The sequence below is a fragment of the Streptomyces coeruleorubidus genome (assembly GCF_008705135.1).
GTDB classification, from domain to species: domain Bacteria; phylum Actinomycetota; class Actinomycetes; order Streptomycetales; family Streptomycetaceae; genus Streptomyces; species Streptomyces coeruleofuscus.
The window spans coordinates 4,251,838-4,272,058 of record NZ_CP023694.1; the positions used below are offsets into that span (position 1 = coordinate 4,251,838).

The window sequence follows — 20,221 nt, forward strand, 5'->3', positions numbered from 1 at the left end:
GTCAGTCGCCTCCGAGGGAGTCCAGGAACGGCTCGATCGCCGCGCACCAGGCCTCCGGCTGGTCGTAGTGGACCAGGTGGCCGGCGTCGGCGACCTCCGCGTACTGGCCGCGGGGCAGGACGCGGACCATCTCCTGGGCCTCGGCCCGGCCCAGCTCGCCGTCCAGGCCGCGCACCACCAGGGCCGGGCACCGGACCTGGGCCAGCTCCTCCCAGTGCGCGTCGTACACCCACGTCTCGCGGGAGCGGAGCATCTGCGCCGGGTCGAAGACCGGGCGCCAGCCGTCGGGGGACTCGGCCATCACCTCGGCGTAGAACTCGCCGCGGGCCGGATTGGGCCTCTCCACCCACGGGTCGTCCTCGCCGAACCACTTGCGGACGTCGGCGAGCGTGGCGAACGGCAGCGGCCAGGACTTGAACCACTGGTCCCACTCGCGCTGCGAGGCGGCGCCGAGCGCGGAGGCCCGCATGTCGCAGATGATCAGGCCCCGGACCAGATCGGGGCGCTTGGCGGCGAGCTGCCAGGCGGTCAGCGCGCCCATGGCGTGGCCGATGAGGACGACCGGCGCGAGGCCGAGCTGTTCGAGGGCGGCCTCGGCGTCGTCGACGTAGGCGTCACGCGTGAAGGAAGCCTGCGGGGGCTTGTCGCTGCGGCCGTGGCCGCGCTGGTCGAGGGCGACCGCCCGGTACCGGCCGGAGAGCCAGCGGGCGGTGGACGCCCAGTGCGAGGCGCGGCCCATCAGACCGTGGAGTAACAGCACGCCCGGGGAGCCGTCCGGCACGTCCCGCACCTGATCGGATCCTGCCGGATCGGTCTTGGGCGGGTCGCCGAACTCCCAGGCCGCGAGGCGTACGCCGCCCGTCCCGGTCACGTCGATGCGTCGCGCCATGTCCTGGCACCCCCCAAGCTTCGCGCGGACCGTGGCCGTCATGGGCCGGTCGGTCCTGTGAACCGTGTTCTGCCTGCCGTGCCTGTCGCCGTTCCTTGTGGTTCCTGCCGGAGTGCACATCCCTGTAGCGCACGTTCCGGTTCGTTCGTCACCCGCAGGTTATCGAATAGCTATTCGAGGATGCCGTTCTCGCGGGCAACACCCCTCGTTCGAGTGACCACCCTCAAGGATTGATCGCCTCGGCCAAGGGGAGATCTTCAACGGGAGGCGGACCGCTCGGGGAAAACGGTCCGAGGGGAATGACCCTGAGAGCTCGGGGCTCCGGGTCAGCACAGGGGAGGACAGGCCCCGGCGCCACACGGCGCCGGGGCCCTCTGCGTCCGCACGGCACATCCTTCCGCCCCCCTCCCCGGCCGGGCGACATCGCTGTCAGGCCACGGCCAAGAGCCCTCAGGTCATATGCCTCACGCGACAGCGTCGCACGGGAAACGGGCGAGCGCTGCCATTCGACGGACTGAATCCAGGATTCGACGGGATCACGCCAACACCACAACGGCCCCACGCACAACGCAAGTTGGCGACCACCCCGGGACCGCGTCCGCGGCCGGGCTCCCCGGGCTCAGGGCTTGGCGACGAACACGTGGGAGGCCACGTCCGACTCCAGCTCGGCCGCCTCGCCACCACTGCCGACCAGCACACCACCGGCCGACTCCGTCACGCTCACCACCGAACCGGGCTGCACACCCGCCCGCCGCAGCGTGTACATCAGCTGCGCGTCCGTCTGGATCGGCTCGCCGATACGGCGCACCACGACCGTCTTGCCCTCCGCACCCGGGTCGAGACTGGCCAGCGACACCATGCCCTCGTCCAGGAACGGGTCGGCGCCGTCCTTCTCGCCGAGCTCCTCCAGCCCCGGGATGGGGTTGCCGTACGGCGACTCCGTCGGGTGCCGCAGCAGCTCCAGGACACGGCGCTCCACGGCCTCGCTCATCACGTGCTCCCAGCGGCACGCCTCGGCGTGGACCTGCTCCCACTCCAAACCGATCACGTCGACGAGCAGACACTCGGCGAGGCGGTGCTTGCGCATCACGCGCGTGGCGAGCCGGCGGCCCTCGTCGGTGAGCTCCAGGTGCCGGTCGCTGGCGACGGACACCAGGCCGTCGCGCTCCATCCGCGCCACGGTCTGGCTCACCGTCGGCCCGCTCTGGTCCAGCCGCTCGGCGATACGGGCGCGCATGGGGACCACACCCTCTTCCTCCAGCTCGAGGATGGTGCGGAGATACATCTCCGTGGTGTCGATCAGTCCGGACATACGTGCCCCTCGAATGAGATCTGCCGGAGGCTGGACGGCTCACCGGCGTGTGCGCTGGCCCTGCACCCAATTCTGCCGGATACCACCGACAACCGTGCCGCGGGAGGAAAAGCGGGGGTTACCCATGGCCCGCGGGGGGTACCAGGGAGCCTTTCACAGCCGCATGGAGCGCTCCCACGGCCCTGCCGAGCTTTTCACGGCCGTATTGACACCGCACTGGTCCAGACCGCACCGTGATGCGCGACACTCGGCCCTGAGCCCGAAGGGACCCCGTATGAGCGACCGCGCGCCGGCCGGCCAGTTCCTCGACGCCGCGATCGGCCTGCTGCGGCGGGTCCGCGACGAGGAGGCCGACAGCATCGCGGCGGCCGGGACGCTCCTCGCCGACACCGTCCAGAACGGCGGCCGCCTCTTCGCCTTCGGCGCCGGGCACTCCTCCCTCGCCGCCCAGGACCTCGTCTACCGCGCCGGCGGTCTGGCCCTGATGAACCTGCTCGCCGTGCCGGGCGTCGTCGGCGTCGACGTCATGCCCGCACCGCTCGGCTCCGCCCTGGAACGCGTCGACGGCCTCGCGAGCGCCGTCCTGGACAGCTCCCCGCTGCGCGAGGGCGACGCCCTGCTGATCATCTCCCTCTCGGGGCGCAACGCCCTCCCCGTGGAGATGGCCATGAGCGCCCGCGCCCTGGGCGTCAAGGTCATCGGCGTGACATCGGTGGCGTACGCCTCGGAGACGAAGTCCCGGCACGCCTCGGGGACGTACCTCAAGGACCACTGCGACCTCGTCCTCGACTCGAAGATCGCGGTCGGCGACGCGGAACTCACCCTCGACAACGTGCCCGCCCCCTTCGCCCCCGCCTCCACGGTCGTCACCTCGGCCCTCCTCCAGGCCGTCATGGCGATGACGGCCGCCACACTCGCCGACCGCGGCGTCGAGCCCCCGCTCCTGCGCTCCGGGAACGTCGACGGGGGCCACGACTGGAACGGACGGGTGATGGAGCGCTACCGGGACCGGATCTTCTACCGGCACTGACACTCGCTGTCGGCGCTGAGGCGACGCGGCCCGGGGCGCCTCTGCCGCTCACTCCTCGTCCGACAGCCCCGCGAGATCCAGCGCCGCGGCGATCCGGACCGCCACGTCCTCCGCGTACATCGCGTCGGACCGCTCGAAGGCACTGCGCCCCGCGCCCCGCAGGAACGTCACGACACCCAGCGTCCGCCCCCGGCTGCGCAGCACCGCGCACAGGGCGTGCACGGCGTCCGGCGGCCACTGACGGGCCAGGGCCCACTCCCGGGCCTGCTCGGGCGAGGCGGCGCCCGCGCTCGCCCGCAGCGCGCCCACCCGCTCCACACACTGCAGGGCCGGGTGCCCCTCGGCGTACCGCACGGGCAGACCCGCCCGGTCGGCGAGCTTGCTCGGCCCCGGCGCGCCGGAGGGTGTCGCGGCGACCCGCACCAGCCGTACCGGCCCCTCGGTCTCCGCCTCGGTGAGCGCGCCGCCCGCCACCCGGTCGATCAGCGCGTGGTCGGCGAAACCGGCCAGGGCGAAGTCCAGGTGGACGGTCGCGGCCTCCGCCGGGTCCTCGCACTCGGCGGCGGCCCGCGCGGCCCGGTGCAGCTGCTGCGCACGGAACCGCAGCAGCGACGCCTCCTGCTCGGCCTGCTTGGCCTCCGTCACGTCCTGGAACAGCCAGCCCACACCCAGCGGAACCGGCTCCTCCGCCAGCGGCGAGGCCAGCCGCAGGAAACCGCTGCGCCAGCAGCGCCGCCGCTCCCCCTCGGACGTACGCACCGTCACCCACACCTCGGCCGGCGCGGGCGGCGCGCCCTCCGCCAGCACATGCTGAAGCGCGCTCTCCAGCTCCTCCACGCCCTGCGCGAGCAGCTCCCCGAGCGGCCGCCCGAGCACGGACGTACGCCCCTTGCCCAGCGCCTTGGCCGCGTGCGCGTTCACCACGGCCGGCCGCAGGTCGACGTCCACCAGCACGACACCCCAGCTGGCGTCCTCGAACAGCGCCTCGCTGAGCGCGATCGACCGCTCCAGATCGATCTGCGCGTGCACCTCGCTGAAGGCGCAGTACACCCCCGCGGGCTTTCCGTCCGGACCCCGCACGGCCGCCGACTGCGTCCGTACGAGCACCCGCCCGCCGTCCTTCGTCAGCAGCGCGAACTCGTGGACCTGGCGGCCCGGCGCGTGCATGGCGGACAGCAGCCGCCCCTCGACCTCCTCGGCGTCCGCGCTGCGCACGGCCCACCCGGCGAGGCCCCGCCGACCCACGGCCTCGTCCGCGCTCCATCCCAGGATCCGCTCGGCCTCGCGGTTCCAGTGCGTCACGACCCCGTCGGCGTCGAAGGCGCACAGCGCCGCGTCCATGCCGTCCAGCAGCGCGGCAAGCAGATCCGAACCATCCGAATTGTCCCGCTCGGGCTCATCCGGCCCCAGCTCGTCGGTGGTCCCACTACGCCGGGAAGCACTCACCTGGACCCCCTGCAGGCTGCGTCCGCACGTACGGCACGCCGGTTCGCTACTTGCAATCATTCAACTGGAACGTGACCCAGCGCACACCGAGTTCCCACAACATTGAAGGAATCGTTGTACGGCGGCGATCCCCACGTCAACGCCCGGAGAACGGCCCGCCGCGGACTCAGTCGATCAACGACAAGGCCCCAGTACCACTCCCGCGCCGCGCGTACACCTCGATCTCGATCTTCATCCGGGGATCCGCGAGACCGCACACCAGCATCGTCGCGGCCGGCCGCACCTCACCGAAGCACTCGCGCAGCACCGGCCAGCACTGTTCGAAGTCCTCCCGCTCCGGCAGCAGGTACCGCACCCGCACGACGTCCGCGAACGAACACCCCGCCTTCTCCAGTGCGGCCCCTATGCTCCGCAGACACTGCTCGGCCTGCTCCACGACGTCCTCGGAGATCGTCATGTCCGAGTAGTCGAACCCGGTCGTACCCGACACATGCACCCAGTCCCCGTCCAGACGGCCCGGGCGTACCCGATCCGCTCCTCGAACACCGAACCGCTGAGAATCGCCCGTCGCTGGTGTGTCATGGGCGGAACGGTAGGTGGCCTTCGGTCATACGTCTAACGGCTCTTAGCACGAAGACCAGGTGGATGTTCGATCGATGTACTCACCTCGCACGAATGAGCTGTCTGCAGGCGAGGGCAGCTCTTCGCCCTGGTCATGGGCTTAGCGTGACGTCACACACCGAAGGGAGGTCACTCGCTCCCCGACCGCAAGGTCGCCGAGTGACCAGCCCCAGTCATCACGATCCGCAAGATCAGGGAGATGCACCCGATGACTACGTTTCCTGTGGGCGAGCAGACCCACCAGGCTGTGCTTCCTCAGCAGCCTGCTCTGGAATCCGTGGGAGCAGACACCCCTGGGAGCAGGGACGAAACGGCTCACGGACATCCCGCCACCGGGCGGGACACCGGCAGGGAACATGGGCGAGGGGAGACCGGCGGGCCAGGCATCCCAGCCCGTCGGCGTCACGCCAAGAGCGCCGTTCCGACGGCGCAGGCGGCAGAGACCGGGAGTGGTGACGCTCCCGCATTGGACCAGAGCTGCCGATCGTATGCAGGCGGGACGGGCGCGTGCAGGGTCTTCGTGTTGTCCAGGGACGGGCAGCCTCTCATGCCCTGTCATCCCGCCCGTGCACGCGAACTGTTAAGCAAGGCACGGGCCGTCGTCGTCCGGCAGGTGCCCTTCGTGATCCGTCTGAAGGACCGCACGCTCGGCGAATCGGAAGTCGACGGTGTGCAGCTGCGCATCGACCCCGGCTCCAAGGGAACCGGGGTCGTGCTCACCGACGAGAAGAAGGAACCTCACGATCGGAACCCCGTCGTCACAGTCCGGCGCGGCTTGCTCTCGGTCGAGCTGCAGCACCGGGGAGATCAGATCCGCGCCGGTATGCGTCAACGCGCCGGATACCGACGCCGTCGGCGCAAGGCGAACTTGCGCTACCGGGCACCACGGTCGGACAACCGCGCACGCCGGTCAGGCTGGCTGCCGCCCTCCCTACGCCATCGCGTCGACACGACTTTCTCGCTGGCCGACCGACTGTGCCACTGGGCACCCGTGACAGAGATCCACGTGGAAAGCGTCGCTTTCGACACCCACTCGCAGAGCGTGGGCAGGCCCCTTCATGGAACCGAACATCAGCGCGGCCCCCTAGCTGGAACGACTGTCCGCGAACATCTGCGAGCCACGTGGAACGCTGCATGTGCTTACTGTGGTGTCTCTGGTGTGCCCTTGAACGTCGACCATCTCAGGCCCCGCAGCCGAGGGGGCTCACACCGGATCTCCAACCTCGTCCTGGCCTGCGTTCCGTGCAACAAGGCCAAAGGCAGCAAGCCGGTCGAAACCTTCCTGGCTCATCGTCCCAGCCGTCTTGCGGCGGTCCTTTCCCAGGTCAGGGCACCCCTCGATGACGCCGCCGCCATGAACGCCACTCGCTGGCAACTCACAGCTGTGCTGGCCGCCCTCGGCAGACCGGTGCACGCCTGGTCCGGTCGGCTTACCAAGGCGAACCGTCTCGCCATGGGCCTGGACAAGACACACACTCTGGATGCCCTGTGCATCGGGCCTCTTGATCATGCGGCTGGCGACCACATCGTGAGGTTCCCCCACCATGCGCTGACGGCCAAGGCCACTGGACGCGGCTCCTACGCCCGCACCACCCCGAACCGGTACGGGTTCCCGCGCCTTCTACGCCCGCGGGCCAAACAGCACCACGGATACGTGACCGGAGACCTCGTACGCGCCGTCGTGACCGCAGGTAAGTGGGCAGGAACTTGGACTGGGCGCGTTTCCATCCGCAGCAGCGGACAGCACAGCTTGGCCACGGCTTCAGGCAGATTCAACTGCTCCCACCGAAACCTGCGGCTCCTCCAACGGGGCGACGGATACGCCTACAGCAGTCGGCGGGAGTCGGCGGCGTCAGTCTCTCAGAAAAACAGTTGAGCGGCCGAGAGCCGCTGCCTAGGGTAGCTACCACTTCAGAAGGGAGGTGGTTCGGCAGATGTATGCATACCGGACGGAAGAGGTGGCTGCGGGCTAGCAGCCCGTCACCACACACAGTGCGGTGCCGGACCAGCGCGTGAGCGAAGCGTGCAGCCGGCCCAATCTCCAGCAGTCACCCGACCCGCGAGCCGCCGGTACGTCCGGCCGGCCCTCCTCTGGAGGACCAGGCTCGCGGGTCGTCTGCGTTTTTTGGGGGGCGACGGTGGTGGGTGAGTGGCGCGACGACCGGATCGGCAGCGCTCTGCGGGGCGAGAATCCGGCCGTGATGCGGAGGCTGGACGCCGGGTTCGCGGTGATCGGTGATGTGCAGTTCCTGCCTGGTTACTCGGTGCTGCTGACCGATGATCCCGCGGTGGAGCGGCTGTCGGAGCTGCCGCGGAGCAGGCGGCTGGCGTTCCTGGGGGACATGGAGCGGCTGGGGGAAGCCGTCGAGCGGGCCTGCCGGCGGGTGGAGTCGGGGTTTCGGCGGGTCAATCTGGAGATTCTCGGGAACGCCGACGGGTTCCTGCACGCGCATGTGTGGCCGCGGTACGACTGGGAGCCGGAGGATCTCGTGCGGCTGCCCGTGTGGCTCTATCCGCGGGAGATGTGGGGCGACGAGCGGTACGCGCTCGGGGCTCGGCACGCACCGATGCGGGAGGCGATCGGTGAGGAGCTGGACCGGCTCGGAGGGTGAGACGTGCGGGCGGCCTCACCCGGAGCCGGGTGAGGCCGTGTGTGGGACGGATCAGTGGACGATGTCCTCGTAGCCCTCGATCTCGCGGGGGTCGCGGGAGCCGGGGCCGGTGTAGCGGGCCGAGGGGCGGACCAGGCGGCCCGTGCGCTTCTGTTCGAGGATGTGGGCGGACCAGCCGGCCGTGCGGGCGCAGGTGAACATGGACGTGAACATGTGGGCCGGGACCTCGGCGAAGTCCAGGACGATGGCTGCCCAGAACTCGACGTTGGTGGCCAGGACCCGGTCGGGGCGGCGGGCGTGGAGTTCCGCCAGGGCCGCCTTCTCCAGAGCCTCGGCGACCTCGAAGCGGGGTGCGCCCAGTTCGCGGGCCGTGCGGCGCAGCACCCTCGCCCTGGGGTCCTCGGCGCGGTAGACGCGGTGGCCGAAGCCCATGAGGCGTTCGCCCTTGTCGAGGGTCTGCTTGACGTAGGCCTCGGCGTCGCCCGTGCGCTCGATCTCCTCGATCATGTGCAGGACGCGGGAGGGGGCGCCACCGTGCAGCGGGCCGGACATCGCGCCCACCGCGCCGGAGAGCGCGGCCGCGACGTCCGCGCCGGTCGACGCGATGACCCTCGCCGTGAACGTGGACGCGTTCATGCCGTGTTCCGCGGCGCTCGTCCAGTACGCGTCCACCGCCGCCACGTGCTTGGGGTCCGGCTCGCCGCGCCAGCGGATCATGAAGCGTTCGACGACGGAGTGGGCCTTGTCGATCTCGCGCTGCGGGACCATCGGCAGGCCTTGGCCGCGGGCCGACTGGGCGACGTAGGACAGAGCCATGACGGCCGCCCGGGCCAGGTCCTCGCGGGCCTCTTCGGCGTCGATGTCCAGGAGGGGCTTCAGGCCCCAGACGGGCGCGAGCATGGCCAGGGCCGACTGGACGTCGACGCGGATGTCGCCGGAGTGGACGGGGATGGGGAACGGCTCGGCGGGCGGCAGGCCCGGATTGAAGGCACCGTCGACGAGCAGGCCCCAGACGTTGCCGAAGGAGACGTGCCCGACCAGGTCCTCGATGTCGACGCCCCGATAACGCAGGGCGCCGCCTTCCTTGTCCGGTTCGGCGATCTCCGTCTCGAACGCGACGACTCCCTCGAGCCCGGGTACGAAGTCGGACATCAGGCGGCTCCTCGTGATGTAAGAGACAGATGGTGTGATGTGGGGTGGGACGACGAACCATGTGTCAGTCAGCTTGCGAAGCGGGCGGCCGTCCGGTGGATCCACGGTCGTGTGCGGCGACTCGCGGTCCCGGACGGTCTCCCCTGTGATGCCCCGTGCGGCTGGCGGTCACCCAACCGGAACGGCACGGAAACGATATCCCCGAGTGCCACCGTTGGGGAGGGTTCACGGCACTCAGTGCCAGTCAGTGACGAAGGACACCGTCCGTACGGCAAGATGACCGGGTGACCGACCGCGACGACGTCCCCTTCGACCTGGCCTCGATGCGCAAGCAGTACCGGGCCGAGGGCCTCTCCGAGAACGAGCTGGCCGCCACCCCCGTCGAGCAGTTCGCGCGCTGGTTCAAACAGGCCGCTACGGACGGCGGACTGTTCGAGCCGAACGCCATGGTGGTCTCGACGGCCGACGCCGAGGGGCGGCCCAGCGCCCGCACGGTGCTGCTGAAGCACTTCGACGGGCAGGGCTTCGTCTTCTACACGAACTACGACTCCCGCAAGGCACGTGACCTGGCGGAGAACCCGTACGTCTCGCTGCTGTTCCCCTGGCATCCGATGGCCCGGCAGGTCATCGTGACCGGGGTCGCGCGGCGTACCGGGCGGGACGAGACGGCGGCGTACTTCCGCACCCGGCCGCACGGCTCGCAGCTGGGTGCCTGGGCCAGTGCGCAGTCCTCGGTGATCGCCACCCGCGCGGACATCGACGGGGCGTACGCCGAGCTGGCCGCCCGCTATCCCGAGGGCGAGCAGGTGCCCGTGCCGCCGAACTGGGGCGGTTTCCGGGTGGCCCCGCAGACGGTGGAGTTCTGGCAGGGCCGCGAGAACCGGCTGCACGACCGGTTGCGGTACGTGGAGCGGGCCGACGGGAGCTGGCGCGTGGAGCGGCTCAGTCCCTGACGGCGCCCAGCGTCTGCTCCAGCAGCCCCGCCCACTGCTCGACCACCCGTTCCCGGCGCGCTCCGTCGTCGGTGAGGAGGTTGGCCAGGCCCAGACCCCGGGCCATGTCGAGGAGGCCCTGGACGGTTTCGCGGACGCCGGGGACGGTTTCGTCGGCGGCCAGGAGGTCGACGGCTATGCGGTGGGTCTCGCGGCCCACGCGGGATTCGAGTTCGGTGACGCGGGGGCGGAGCTGGTCCTCGTTGGAGGCGGCCACCCAGAGGTGGAGGGCCGCGCGGAACAGCGGTCCGGTGTAGAGGTCGACCAGGGCCGCGACGACCGCGTGGCGGTCTCCGGCCGCGCCCTCCGGGAAGAGGGCGCGCAGGGCGGTGGAGCGCTCCTCGGCGACGTACTCGACGGCCGCGGTGAAGAGGTCCTCGCGGGTCGGGAAGTGGTGCTGGGCGGCGCCGCGGGAGACGCCGGCGCGTTCGGCGACGACGGAGACGGTGGACCCGGCCCAGCCGTGTTCGGCGAGGCAGGCCACGGCGGCTTCCAGGAGCCGCTGCCGGGTGGCCCGGCTGCGGTCCTGTTTGGGGACTCGTTCCGCGCGGTCGACCGTGCTCACACCGCCCATGTCCTCACACCACCCATGCCGGATCCCGTCGTTCGAGGAAGGCCGTCATCCCCTCGCGGGCCTGCGGGGAGGAGAACAGCCGGGCCGAGAGCGCGGTCAGGGCGTCCGCGTCCCGGTCGAAGGTTTCCAGCACCCTAGCCGTGAGCAGCCGTTTCGTCTCGGTCAGGGCGTCGGGGGCTGATGTGCGCAGGCCGTCGAGGATGGGGGCCAGTGCGGTGTCGACGTCGTCGGCGTGGGTGGTGAGCAGGCCCGTGCGGGTTGCTTCCGCCGCGTCGAACCGCTCGCCGGTGAGGTAGTAGCGGGCCAGCGCGCGCGGGTCCGTGCGCGGGAGGAGCGGCAGGGAGATGACGGCGGGGGCGACGCCGATGCGGACCTCCGTGAAGGCGAAGGTGGCCTCGGTGGAGGCGGCCGCGATGTCGCAGGCGGCCAGCAGGCCGAGGCCGCCCGCGCGGACGTGGCCGGTGACCCGGGCGACGACCGGCTTGGGCAGTTCGACGATCTGCCGCAGCAGGCCGACGAGGGCTTCCGGGGGCGGGGGGTCGCGGAGGTCGGCGCCCGCGCTGAAGGTGTTGCCGGTGTGGGTGAGGACGACCGCGCGGACGCCGGTGTCCTGGCCGGCGTCGACGAGCGCCTCGGCCAGTTCTCCTACGAGGGCGGCCGACAGGGCGTTGCGGTTGTGGGGTGAGTCGAGGGTGAGGGTTTCGACGGCACGCGCGCGTGCCCGGCCGACCAGGGTCATGCGCGCTCCCTGAGCTGTCGGCGGAGGATCTTGCCGGAGGCCGCGCGGGGGACGCCGTCGATGAAGGTGACGTGCCGGATCCGCTTGTAGGGGGCCACGCGTTCGGCGACGTACATCATGATCTCCGCCTCGGAGAGGTCGGTGCGGTCCGGCTGGCGGACCACGTAGGCGTGCGGGATCTCGTTGCCGTCGTCGTCGTACGTGCCGATGACGGCGGCGTCGACGATGCCCGGGTGGGTGAGCAGCAGCGCCTCCAGTTCGGCGGGGGCCACCTGGAAGCCCTTGTACTTGATGAGTTCCTTGACGCGGTCGACGACGAACAGCCAGCCTCCCCCACTCTCGGCTTCGCTCGAGCGGGAGGTGCCCCCACCGTCCACGTGCCCCACGTCGCCGGTGTGCAGCCAGCCGTCGGCATCGATCATGGCGGTGGTGGCGTCGGGGCGGCCGAGGTAGCCCTTCATGACCTGGGGGCCGCGGATGAGGATCTCGCCGGACTCGCCGGCGGGGAGGTCCTTGTCGGGGTCGTCGAGGGAGACGATGCGCATCTCGGTGCCGGCGATGAGCTTGCCGACGGTTCCGGGCGGGGCGTCGTTCATCGCGTCCAGCGGGACGACGTGGGTGCCGGGCGACAGTTCCGTCATGCCGTAGGCCTGGCCGACGGGCGGCAGCCCGAGCCGCTGGGAGCAGGCGACGGCCAGGCGCGCGTCCAGGGGTGCGGCGGCGCTGACGATGTACTTCAGGGACGACAGGTCGTATTGCGCGACGGCCGGGTGTTTGGCGAGGGCGAGCACGATCGGCGGGGCCACGTACAGCGCGGTGATGCGGTGGTTCTGGATGGCGGCGAGGAACTGTTCCAGGTCGAAGCGGGGCAGGACGACGACGGTGGCGCCCTGCCTGAGGGGCGCGTTCATCAGGGCCGTGAGGCCGTAGATGTGGAAAAAGGGAAGTACCGCCAGAATACGGTCTCCGGGGCCTGCGGGTATCGCCGGGTGGAGCTGGGCGAGGTTGGTGGCGATCTGCCGGTGAGTGAGCATCACGCCCTTGGGTGTGCCGGTGGTCCCGGAGGAGTACGGCAGGGCCGCCACGTCCTCCACGGGGTCGATGGCGACCTGCGGCTCGGGGGCGGCGGAGGCCAGCATGTCGATCAGGGAGCGGTGTCCGGTCGCGCTGTCGCACACGAAGATCTCGTGTACGCCGCCCGCGAGTTCGGCGGCCCGGCGCGCGATGTCCAGCAGGGGTGAGACGGTGATGATCCAGCGGGCCGCGCAGTCCGTGAGCTGCCTGGCGAACTCCTGGGCGGTGGCGAGCGGGTGCACGGTGGTGACGGTGGCGCCCGCGCGCGTGGCGGCGTAGAAGGCGGTCGGGAAGGCGATGGTGTTGGGGCTGTGCAGGGCGAGGACGTCGCCCTTGCGCACCCCGGCCTCGGCGAGGGCGGCGGCGACGCGCCGGTGGAACCGGTCCACCTGCTCGTACGAGAGGGTGGTGCCGTCGGTGCCGTCGATCAGCGCCGGGATGTCGCCGAACTCCGCGGCCCGGGCAAGGACGGCGTCGTGGATGGGCAGTTCGACGGGCGGGACGTCTGCGTACTCGCTGCGGAACATGGTTCCTCCTCGCGCGCGGGCCGTCTCAGTACGACTTGGGCAGGCCCAGGGTCTGGTGGGAGACGTAGTTGAGAATCATCTCCCGGCTCACCGGGGCAATACGAGCCACGCGCGCGGCGGTTATCAGCGAGGCCAGACCGAACTCGCGGGTGAGTCCGTTGCCGCCGAGGGTGTGCACGGCCTGGTCCACGGCCTTCACACAGGCCTCCCCCGCCGCGTACTTCGCCATGTTGGCGGCCTCACCGGCGCCCATGTCGTCGCCGGCGTCGTACAGCCGGGCCGCCTTCTGCATCATCAGGCGCGCGAGTTCGAGGTCGATGTGCGCCTGGGCCAGGGGGTGGGCGATGGCCTGGTGGGCGCCGATGGGGGTGTTCCAGACCTGCCGGTCGCGGGCGTATTCGACGGCTTTCGCGAGGGCGTAGCGGCCCATGCCGATCGCGAAGGCGGCCGTCATGATGCGTTCGGGGTTGAGGCCGGCGAAGAGCTGGAGGAGCCCTGCGTCCTCGTCGCCGACTAGGGCGTCGGCGGGCAGCCGTACGTCGTCCAGTGTCAGCTCGAACTGCTTCTCGGCGGCGTTGAGTTCCATGTCGATGGGCTGCCGGGTGAAGCCGGGTGTGTCGCGGGGGACGATGAAGAGGCAGGGCTTGAGGCGGCCGGTGCGGGCGTCCTCCGTGCGGCCGACGATGAGGGTCGCGTCCGCGATGTCCACGCCGGAGATGAAGACCTTGCGGCCGTTGAGGATCCAGTTGTCTCCGTCGCGGTGAGCTGTGGTCGTGATGCGGTGTGAGTTCGAGCCGGCGTCGGGTTCGGTGATGCCGAAGGCCATGAGGCGGGTGCCGTCTGCCAGGGCGGGGAGCCAGTGTTGTTTCTGGGCGTCTGTGCCGAAGCGGGCTATCACCGTGCCGCAGATGGCTGGTGAGACGACCAGCATGAGGAGGGGGCAGCCGGCCGCGCCGAGTTCTTCCAAGACGATGGAGAGTTCGGATACGCCTCCGCCGCCTCCTCCGTACGCCTCGGGGAGGTTGACGCCGAGGTAGCCGAGTGTTCCTGCGTCTGCCCAGAGTTGGGTGGTGTCGGCTGTGCGGCCGTGGCGTTTGCCTAGCGCGGCGACGGCCTCTCGTAGGGCTTTGTGGTCTTCGGTGTCCATGGGGAGTCCTTTCGGGTGCGGGCTCGCTGTGGCTGGTCGCGCAGTTCCCCGCGCCCCTAAGAGGTCTCCTTCACCACCGCCAGCAGCACGCCCGGCTCGACCTGTTGTCCTGTCACGACACACAACTCACTCAGCGTTCCTGTCACCGGAGCCGTGATCTTGTGCTGCATCTTCATCGCCTCCAGCCAGAGCAGGGGATCTCCGGCCTTTACGGTGCTCCCTGCTGTGACGCCGTCGGCCACTCGGACGACCGTGCCCGGCATGGGGGCCAGGAGGGAGCCGGGGGCGTGCTGGGTCGTCGGGTCGGGGAAGCGGGGCAGGGCCGTCAGGGCGGTGTTGTTCACGTGGATCCGGTCGTCGCCGTAGGTGGCCACCTCGAACCTGCGCCGCACTCCGTCCACTTCGAGGACCACGAGGTTCGGCTCGGCGTGCACCACCCGTACGCCGTCCGCCTCCAGGCCCATACGCGTGTGCCGGTAGTGGACCTCGTGTTCCTCCCCCGCCATCGCGTAGCGCTTGGTCTGCGGCTGTGAGGGGACGTTGCGCCAGCCGCCGAAGCGGGAGCGGCCGTGGGCGTCGGCGAGGGCGGCTGCCAGGGGGGCGTGCGGGTCGGGGGACGGCTCGGTCAGCTGCGGCAGGTGGCGGTCGTAGAAGCCGGTGTCCATGCGGGCCGCGGTGAACTCCGGGTGGCGCAGGGAGCGGACCAGGAGGTCGCGGTTGGTGACGGGGCCGTGGATCACGGCCCGCTCCAGGGCGGAGGCGAGCTTGCGGACGGCCTCCGTGCGCGTGGGGGCGTGGGCCACGACCTTGGCGATCATGGGGTCGTAGTGGACGCCGATGTCGTCGCCGTCGGAGTAGCCGGTGTCGAGGCGGATGCCTTCCGGTACGGACAGGCGGTGCAGGCGACCGGTCTGCGGTGACCAGTCGCGGGACGGGTCCTCGGCGTAGAGGCGGGCCTCCACGGCGTGACCACGCGCGCGTGGCGGGGTGTCGCCGAGGGGGTGGCCCTCGGCGACGCGGATCTGTTCGGCGACCAGGTCGAGGCCGAACACGGCTTCGGTCACGGCGTGTTCCACCTGGAGGCGGGTGTTCATCTCCAGGAAGTGGGCCCTGCCGTCGGCGACGAGGAACTCGACCGTGCCGGCCCCGACGTAGTCGACGGCTCGGGCGGCCCGTACGGCGAGGGCGCTCACCTCCTCCTGGAGTTCCTCGGCGAGTCCGGGTGCGGGGGCCTCCTCGACGACCTTCTGGTGGCGGCGCTGGAGGGAGCAGTCGCGGGTGCCGAGGGGCCAGACGGTGCCGTGGGTGTCGGCGAGGATCTGCACCTCGACGTGGCGGCCGTTCTCCACGTACGGCTCGACGAAGACCTCGCCGTCGCCGAAGGCGCTCTCCGCCTCGGCCCGTGCGGCGGCCAGTTCGGCGTCCAGGTCCACGAGGTGCCGTACGACGCGCATGCCGCGGCCGCCGCCGCCCGCCGCCGCCTTCACCAGGACCGGGAGGTCGGCCTCGGTGACGTCGGTGAGCGGGTTCAGCCCCATGAGCCGCTTGGCCCGGGTCTTGGACGCCATCGCCTCGATGGCGTCCGGGGACGGACCGATCCAGAGCAGGCCCGCGTCCAGCACGGCCCGGGCGAATCCGGCGTTCTCGGAGAGGAAGCCGTAGCCGGGGTGCACGGCGTCCGCGCCGGACGCGAGGGCGGCCTTCACGATCAGGTCGCCGCGCAGGTAGGTGCCGGCGGGCGCGGCCCCCGGAAGCCGTACGGCCGTGTCGGCCACGCGCGCGTGGAGGGCGTTCTCGTCGGCGTCCGAGTGCACGGCGACCGTGCGGATGCCCAGCTCGTGGCAGGTGCGGAAGACGCGGCAGGCTATCTCGCCCCGGTTGGCGACGAGCACAGAAGTGATCACGGAAGGTTTCCTCACATCCGGAAGACGCCGAAGCCGCCGCGCGCGCCCTCGTAAGGGGCGGTGTGGATGGCGGAGAGGCACAGGCCGAGGACGGTGCGGGTGTCGCGCGGGTCGATGACGCCGTCGTCGTACAGCCGCCCGGACAGGAACATCGGCAGCGACTCGGACTCGATCTGCTGCTCCACCATGGCGCGCAGAGCGGCATCCGCCTCCTCGTCGTACGGCTGTCCCTTCGCGGCGGCCGACTGGCGGGCGACGATCGACAGCACGCCCGCGAGCTGCTGCGGGCCCATCACGGCCGACTTGGCGCTGGGCCAGGCGAAGAGGAAACGCGGGTCGTAGGCCCGGCCGCACATGCCGTAGTGGCCGGCGCCGTAGGAGGCGCCCATGAGGACGGAGAGGTGGGCGACTTTAGAGTTGCTGACGGCATTGATCATCATCGCGCCGTGCTTGATGATGCCGCCCTGCTCGTACTCCCTGCCGACCATGTAGCCGGTGGTGTTGTGCAGGAAGAGCAGCGGGATGTCGCGCTGGTTGGCGAGCTGGATGAACTGGGCGGCCTTCTGGGACTCCTCGCTGAAGAGGACTCCCTGGGCGTTGGCCAGGATGCCGACGGGATAGCCGTGGAGTGCGGCCCAGCCGGTGGTCAGGCTCGTCCCGTACAGCGGTTTGAACTCGTCGAAGTCGGAGGCGTCGACGATACGGGCGATGACCTCACGCGGGTCGAACGGGCTCTTGAGGTCGCCGGGGACGATGCCGAGGAGTTCGTCGGCGTCGTACTTGGGGGGCTCGGCCGGACCCGGATCGCCGTACGCCTTGCGGTGGTTGAGGCGGGCGACCACGCGGCGGGCCTGCCGGAGCGCGTCGTGCTCGTCGACGGCGAAGTGGTCGGCGAGGCCCGACACGCGCGCGTGCATCCCGGCGCCGCCCAGGGACTCGTCGTCGCTCTCCTCCCCCGTGGCCATCTTCACCAGCGGCGGACCGCCGAGGAACACCTTGGCCCGCTCCTTGACCATGATCACATGGTCGGACATGCCGGGGATGTAGGCGCCTCCGGCGGTGGAGTTGCCGAAGACGACCGCGACGGTGGGGATGCCGGCGGCGGACAGCCGGGTCAGGTCCCGGAAGATGGCGCCCCCGGGGATGAAGATCTCCTTCTGGGACGGCAGGTCGGCGCCGCCGGACTCCACCAGGCTGATGCAGGGCAGCCGGTTGGTGAGCGCGATGTCGTTCGCGCGCAGGGCCTTCTTCAGCGACCACGGGTTGCTCGCGCCCCCGCGTACGGTCGGGTCGTTGGCCGTGATCAGGCACTCCACTCCCTCGACGACACCGATGCCGGTGACGAGGGACGCGCCGACGGTGTAGTCGCTGCCCCAGGCGGCCAGCGGGGACAGCTCCAGGAACGGTGTGTCGGGGTCGAGAAGCAGCTCGATGCGTTCGCGGGCGAGGAGTTTGCCGCGCTTGCGGTGCCGTGCGACGTACTTCTCGCCGCCGCCCGCGAGGGCCTTGGCGTGCTCGGCGTCGAGTTCGGTGAGCTTGGCGAGCATGGTCTCGCGGTTGGCCCGGTACTCGGGGCCGCTCGGGTCGAGCGCGGAGGTCAGGACGGTCACAGCAGGGCCTCCGGTATGTCCAGGTGGCGGGAGCGGAGCCATTCGCCGAGGGCCTTGGCCTGCGGGTCGAAGCGGTGCCGGTCGGCGACGCCCGCGCCGAGGATGCCTTCGACGACGAAGTTGAGGGCGCGGAGGTTGGGCAGGACGTGCCGGGTGACCTTCAGCGGCCGGCTCTCGGGGATCAGTTCCCGGAACCGGTCGGTGGTCAGCTCGTGCGCGAGCCAGCGCCAGGCGTCGTCCGTACGGGCCCACACACCGACGTTGGCGTTGCCGCCCTTGTCGCCGCTGCGGGCGCCCGCGACGAGGCCGAGGGGGGCGTGCCGGGTGGGCCCGGGCGGCAGCGGCTCCGGCAGGGGCGGTTCCGGCACCTCGTCGAGTACGGCGGTGTCGGGGGCCGGCGGCACGGGGACCCGGCGCCCGTCATGGAGGACGGCCACATGGTCGACCGCACCATGGGGGACGTACACCTCCTCGAAGACCCCATAGGGCGAACCCTTTTCGGGTGGCGCCAGCACATGGAAACCGGGGTAACTGGCGAGCGCCAGCTCCACGGCCGCCCCGCTCAGGGCCCGCCCGACGACCTCCTGATCGGGGTCCCGTACGACGAGCCGCAGCAGCGCGCTCGCCGTCTCCTCGCTCGGAGCGTCGGGCCGGTCGGTGCGGACCAGCTCCCAGCGCACGTCGGCGGCCTTGCCGAGGGCCGGTTCCATCTGCTCCCGCACCAAGGCGGCCTTGGCCTCGATGTCGAGGCCGGTGAGGACGAAGACGACCTCGTTGCGGAAGCCGCCGACCTTGTTGAGCCCGACCTTGAGGGTGGGCGGCGGCGCCTGGCCGCGCACGCCCTCGATCCGCACCCGGTCGGGTCCGTCCTGGCGGAGCCGCACGGTGTCGAGCCGGGCGGTGACGTCCGGCCCGGCGTACTGGGCGCCGGCCGTCTCGTACAGCAGCTGGGCGGTGACCGTGCCGACGTCGACGAAGCCGCCGGTGCCGGGGTGTTTGGTGATGACGCAGCCGCCGTCCTCGTGGAGCTCGGCGAGCGGGAAGCCGGGCCGTCGGACGTCGCCGTCGCGGAAGAAGGCGTAGTTGCCGCCGGTGGCCTGCGCCCCGCACTCCAGCACGTGCCCGGCGACGACGGCCCCCGCGAGCCGGTCGTGGTCCGTTTCCTTCCAGCCGAAGTGGGCGGCGGCCGGGCCGGTCGCGAGTGCCGCGTCCGTCACCCGTCCGGTGACGACGACGTCGGCGCCCGCCCGCAGACAGGCCGCGATCCCGAAGCCGCCGAGGTAGGCGTGGGCGGCGAGGCTGTGGGGGTGGGCGGCGGTCAGGTCGTCGCCCTCGACATGTGCGACACGCACGGGGATGCCGAGCCGGTCGGCCAACGCCCTTACGGCGTCGGCGAGTCCGGCCGGGTTGAGCCCGCCCGCGTTGGCGACGATCTTCACGCCCCGCTCGTGGGCGAGGCCCAGACAGTCCTCCAACTGCCGCAGAAAGGTACGGGCGTACCCGGCGGCCGGGTCCTTCAGCCGGTCGCGCCCCAGGATGAGCATCGTCAGCTCGGCGAGGTAGTCGCCGGTGAGGACGTCCAGGTCACCGCCGGTGAGCATCTCCCGCATCGCGTCGAAACGGTCGCCGTAGAAGCCGGAGGCGTTGCCGATGCGGAGGGTCACCGCGCCTGCCCTTTCGGGGAGCGGCCGGTGCCGGGCGGGCCCGCGAAGGCCTGGGCGATGTCCAGCCAGCGGTCGGCGTCGGGGCCGTCGGCGCGCAGGGCGAGGTCGGTCCGGTGGGCGCGCTGGGTGACCAGGAGGCAGAAGTCGAGGGCGGGCCCGGTGACGCTCTGCGGGGCGTCCTCGGGGCCGTACGCCCACGAGTCGCCGGAGGGGGCCCGGAGTTCGACGCGGAAGGGATCGGCCGGCGGAGTCAGTCCGTGCACGCCGTAGGCGAAGTCCCGGGTCCGCACCCCGAGCCAGGCCACATGCCGCAGCCGGTCCGTGGGTGGGCGCACCACACCGAGGGCATCGGCCACATCCTGTCCGTGGGCCCAGGTCTCCATGAGACGGGCCGTCGCCATGGAGGCGGCCGACATGGGCGGGCCGTACCAGGGGAAGCGCGCCTTGGCCGGGGCGGCCCGCAGCGCCTCGTCCAGCGCCGTACGGCCGTCGCGCCACCGCGCGAGCAGGTCGGCGGGCGGGAGTCCGGCGTCCTCCTCGGCGCCCTCGTCGACGAAGGAGCCCGGTGCGGCGAGGGCCTTCTCGACCAGGACGCGGAAGCCGTCGGCGTCCGTGACGGCGAGCAGGGCCGAACGGTCCGTCCAGGCGAGGTGGGCGATCTGGTGGGCGACGGTCCAGCCGGGCGCGGGAGTGGCGAGCGCCCAGCTCGGTGCACTCAACCCGGCGACGAGGCGGTCGAGTTCCTCGCTCTCCTCGCGCAGGTCGTCGATCACGGACGCCGTCGGATCGGACACGGGCGCTCCCCTCGGGGCACGGCGGTGTGCGGGGTGATGCCGGGTGGTGTGGCGTGGTGAGGAGCATGGCAGCGGGGCAAGAAACAATCAAGCGTGCTTGCATGAAATGTTCCCGAGGGGTGCTGGTGCGCCAG

At 71.2% G+C, this 20,221-nt stretch carries 16 protein-coding genes and 1 pseudogene; 4 read left to right on the forward strand and 13 right to left on the reverse strand.

Features of this window, described 5'->3' with window-relative positions; all coding sequences use genetic code 11:
- Position 1: 1 nt before the first annotated feature.
- Positions 2-889: an alpha/beta fold hydrolase gene (locus CP976_RS19550; protein WP_167537370.1), complete on the reverse strand. Its 888-nt coding sequence runs from the start codon at positions 887-889 to the stop codon at positions 2-4.
- A 619-nt stretch (positions 890-1,508) separates the two neighbouring features.
- A complete protein-coding gene (locus tag CP976_RS19555; protein ID WP_010035781.1) occupies positions 1,509-2,201 on the reverse strand; it encodes an iron-dependent transcriptional repressor DtxR in 693 nt (230 codons plus the stop codon).
- A gap of 274 nt (positions 2,202-2,475) precedes the next feature.
- Here CP976_RS19555 and CP976_RS19560 point away from each other — a divergent pair, with 274 nt between their 5' ends.
- Positions 2,476-3,231 carry an SIS domain-containing protein gene (locus CP976_RS19560; RefSeq protein WP_150481549.1) on the forward strand — a complete coding sequence of 252 codons (756 nt, stop codon included), beginning with the start codon at positions 2,476-2,478 and terminating at the stop codon, positions 3,229-3,231.
- A gap of 48 nt (positions 3,232-3,279) precedes the next feature.
- On the opposite strand, the gene CP976_RS19565 is transcribed toward CP976_RS19560, so the two are convergent.
- Positions 3,280-4,737, reverse strand: coding sequence for a PAS domain-containing protein (locus tag CP976_RS19565; protein WP_150481550.1), 1,458 nt, complete (start codon positions 4,735-4,737; stop codon positions 3,280-3,282).
- A gap of 106 nt (positions 4,738-4,843) precedes the next feature.
- Positions 4,844-5,259: pseudogene (locus tag CP976_RS19570) on the reverse strand (RidA family protein).
- A 559-nt stretch (positions 5,260-5,818) separates the two neighbouring features.
- On the opposite strand from CP976_RS19570, the gene iscB reads away from it, so the two are divergent.
- Positions 5,819-7,174, forward strand: coding sequence for an RNA-guided endonuclease IscB (gene iscB / locus CP976_RS19575; protein ID WP_308430023.1), 1,356 nt, complete (start codon positions 5,819-5,821; stop codon positions 7,172-7,174).
- Between the two features lie 262 nt (positions 7,175-7,436).
- Entirely contained in the window at positions 7,437-7,910 is a 474-nt protein-coding gene (locus CP976_RS19580) for an HIT family protein (RefSeq protein ID WP_150481552.1), read from the forward strand.
- A gap of 51 nt (positions 7,911-7,961) precedes the next feature.
- On the opposite strand, the gene CP976_RS19585 is transcribed toward CP976_RS19580, so the two are convergent.
- Positions 7,962-9,062: a citrate synthase 2 gene (locus CP976_RS19585; protein WP_150481553.1), complete on the reverse strand. Its 1,101-nt coding sequence runs from the start codon at positions 9,060-9,062 to the stop codon at positions 7,962-7,964.
- Positions 9,063-9,346: 284 nt separating this feature from the next.
- On the opposite strand from CP976_RS19585, the gene pdxH reads away from it, so the two are divergent.
- Positions 9,347-10,015, forward strand: a complete 669-nt coding sequence (pdxH, locus tag CP976_RS19590; protein ID WP_150481554.1) for a pyridoxamine 5'-phosphate oxidase — start codon at positions 9,347-9,349, stop codon at positions 10,013-10,015.
- On the opposite strand, the gene CP976_RS19595 is transcribed toward pdxH, so the two are convergent.
- The 8 genes from CP976_RS19595 to CP976_RS19630 are packed head-to-tail and all read right to left on the reverse strand — an operon-like array spanning position 10,005 to position 20,087.
- Positions 10,005-10,628, reverse strand: coding sequence for a TetR/AcrR family transcriptional regulator (locus CP976_RS19595; protein WP_150481555.1), 624 nt, complete (start codon positions 10,626-10,628; stop codon positions 10,005-10,007). The two genes, pdxH and CP976_RS19595, sit on opposite strands and share 11 nt — an antisense overlap.
- A gap of 4 nt (positions 10,629-10,632) precedes the next feature.
- Complete coding sequence (locus CP976_RS19600) at positions 10,633-11,367, reverse strand: enoyl-CoA hydratase family protein (protein WP_150481556.1); 735 nt, start codon at positions 11,365-11,367, stop codon at positions 10,633-10,635.
- Positions 11,364-12,968, reverse strand: coding sequence for a 4-coumarate--CoA ligase family protein (locus CP976_RS19605; protein ID WP_150481557.1), 1,605 nt, complete (start codon positions 12,966-12,968; stop codon positions 11,364-11,366). Before CP976_RS19605 ends, CP976_RS19600 begins: the two co-directional genes overlap by 4 nt.
- Before the next feature lie 25 nt (positions 12,969-12,993).
- Complete coding sequence (locus CP976_RS19610) at positions 12,994-14,115, reverse strand: acyl-CoA dehydrogenase family protein (RefSeq protein WP_150481558.1); 1,122 nt, start codon at positions 14,113-14,115, stop codon at positions 12,994-12,996.
- A 56-nt stretch (positions 14,116-14,171) separates the two neighbouring features.
- Complete coding sequence (locus tag CP976_RS19615; RefSeq protein WP_150481559.1) at positions 14,172-16,019, reverse strand: acetyl/propionyl/methylcrotonyl-CoA carboxylase subunit alpha; 1,848 nt, start codon at positions 16,017-16,019, stop codon at positions 14,172-14,174.
- A gap of 11 nt (positions 16,020-16,030) precedes the next feature.
- Positions 16,031-17,629: an acyl-CoA carboxylase subunit beta gene (locus CP976_RS19620; protein ID WP_150481560.1), complete on the reverse strand. Its 1,599-nt coding sequence runs from the start codon at positions 17,627-17,629 to the stop codon at positions 16,031-16,033.
- Positions 17,626-19,293, reverse strand: coding sequence for an acyclic terpene utilization AtuA family protein (locus tag CP976_RS19625; protein ID WP_150481561.1), 1,668 nt, complete (start codon positions 19,291-19,293; stop codon positions 17,626-17,628). The genes CP976_RS19620 and CP976_RS19625 overlap by 4 nt, the downstream gene beginning before the upstream one ends.
- Positions 19,290-20,087 (reverse strand): TIGR03084 family metal-binding protein, encoded by a 798-nt coding sequence (locus tag CP976_RS19630; protein WP_150481562.1) that lies wholly within the window; start codon positions 20,085-20,087, stop codon positions 19,290-19,292. Before CP976_RS19630 ends, CP976_RS19625 begins: the two co-directional genes overlap by 4 nt.
- Positions 20,088-20,221 lie beyond the last annotated feature (134 nt).

Coding starts and splice junctions, on each gene's coding strand:
- CP976_RS19550 (WP_167537370.1), bottom strand. CDS start 889: ATGGCGCGACGCATCGACGTGACCGGGACGGGCGGCGTACGCCTCGCG.
- CP976_RS19555 (WP_010035781.1), bottom strand. CDS start 2,201: ATGTCCGGACTGATCGACACCACGGAGATGTATCTCCGCACCATCCTC.
- CP976_RS19560 (WP_150481549.1), top strand. CDS start 2,476: ATGAGCGACCGCGCGCCGGCCGGCCAGTTCCTCGACGCCGCGATCGGC.
- CP976_RS19565 (WP_150481550.1), bottom strand. CDS start 4,737: ATGATTGCAAGTAGCGAACCGGCGTGCCGTACGTGCGGACGCAGCCTG.
- CP976_RS19585 (WP_150481553.1), bottom strand. CDS start 9,062: ATGTCCGACTTCGTACCCGGGCTCGAGGGAGTCGTCGCGTTCGAGACG.
- CP976_RS19595 (WP_150481555.1), bottom strand. CDS start 10,628: ATGGGCGGTGTGAGCACGGTCGACCGCGCGGAACGAGTCCCCAAACAG.
- CP976_RS19600 (WP_150481556.1), bottom strand. CDS start 11,367: ATGACCCTGGTCGGCCGGGCACGCGCGCGTGCCGTCGAAACCCTCACC.
- CP976_RS19605 (WP_150481557.1), bottom strand. CDS start 12,968: ATGTTCCGCAGCGAGTACGCAGACGTCCCGCCCGTCGAACTGCCCATC.
- CP976_RS19610 (WP_150481558.1), bottom strand. CDS start 14,115: ATGGACACCGAAGACCACAAAGCCCTACGAGAGGCCGTCGCCGCGCTA.